Origin of the sequence: Halorubrum halodurans, assembly GCF_002252985.1 — an archaeon.
Taxonomy (GTDB): Archaea; Halobacteriota; Halobacteria; order Halobacteriales; family Haloferacaceae; genus Halorubrum; species Halorubrum halodurans.
In genome coordinates this window covers 1-1,106 of sequence record NZ_NHPJ01000019.1, presented here as the reverse complement: position 1 = coordinate 1,106, position 1,106 = coordinate 1, and the positions used below count along the sequence as shown (strand labels likewise).

1 protein-coding gene is annotated in these 1,106 nt (G+C 66.0%); it reads right to left on the bottom strand.

Annotated elements, in window-relative coordinates:
• Positions 1–171: 171 nt before the first annotated feature.
• Positions 172–801 carry a cytochrome c oxidase subunit 3 gene (locus DJ70_RS02010; RefSeq protein WP_449272186.1) on the bottom strand — a complete coding sequence of 210 codons (630 nt, stop codon included), beginning with the start codon at positions 799–801 and terminating at the stop codon, positions 172–174.
• Positions 802–1,106: the final 305 nt, after the last annotated feature.

Here is a 1,106-nt window from a genome sequence, read left to right as displayed (position 1 = left end):
TCACCGCGCCAGCAACGACCTATCCACGATCACACGATCCGTACCATTAGCACGCAACACATAACGACCGGTTCGGACGAACCCGTCCTCAGAAACGCGATCACGACGAGTCACAGCCAACCCCCGAAAGAATATCCGCCGCGGTTCGACGCCGAAGGAAGATCCGCTACCTCAGAAGAGGTAGAACAGCGGGAAGAGGAACACCCAGACGATGTCGACGAAGTGCCAGTAGAGCCCGAAGTACTCGACCGGCCGCTCGTCGTCCAGGTACGCCCCGTGGTACGCCCGGTAGAACAGGAACCCGGCGATCAACAGCCCCCCGACCACGTGAACGCCGTGGAGGCCGGTGGTGACGTAGTAGATCGACGCCTGGACCGGGTCGCCGTGGGAGTTCGACGCGATGGTGACGCCCACGTCGTAGATCTCGTGGTGCCACTCCCACATCTTGATCGCGAGGAACGTCAGTCCCAACGCGATCGTCGTCCCCAGCGACGCGAGCAGCCCCTTCCGGCTGTTCCGGTGGGCCGCCACCAGGGCGAGGATCACCGTGAACGACGAGGTCAACAGCACGAACGTGTTGATGAGCCCCGGCAGCGACTCCGTCAGCGGCTCCCACGTGCGCCAGCCGGCGTTGAAGCGGATGAACACCGCCGCCGAGANNCCGGTGTACACGACGCCGAGCAGCCCGACGACCGCCAACACCGGATACACCGGGTTGCTGATCGTCACCGGCGTCGTCGCCAGCGACTCGGCGGCGCCGATCGACACCGAGTCGTTGAACCCGGACAGTCCGAGGAACATCACGAGCGTCGCGAACGAGAGCGCGGCCGGCCAGATGCTCGCGTGGCTCGGGTGCTTGTCCCAGTACGGGTACTCGCGGATGTGATCGGAGTGGCTGTCGCCCCCGTCGGTGGCGGCGTTACCGTTCTCGTCGGCCTTCACCGCCGGCCCCCCGTCCGGGATGTAATCCTTCACGAACTCCAGCTTCCCGGAGGCGTACGACGGCCGGTTCGGCCAGTTCTCGAGCGGCGGCGGCGACGACACCGCCCACTCGGCCGTCCGCGAGTAGTCCCACGGGTTGTCGCCCGCCTCGGGCCCCGAGACGA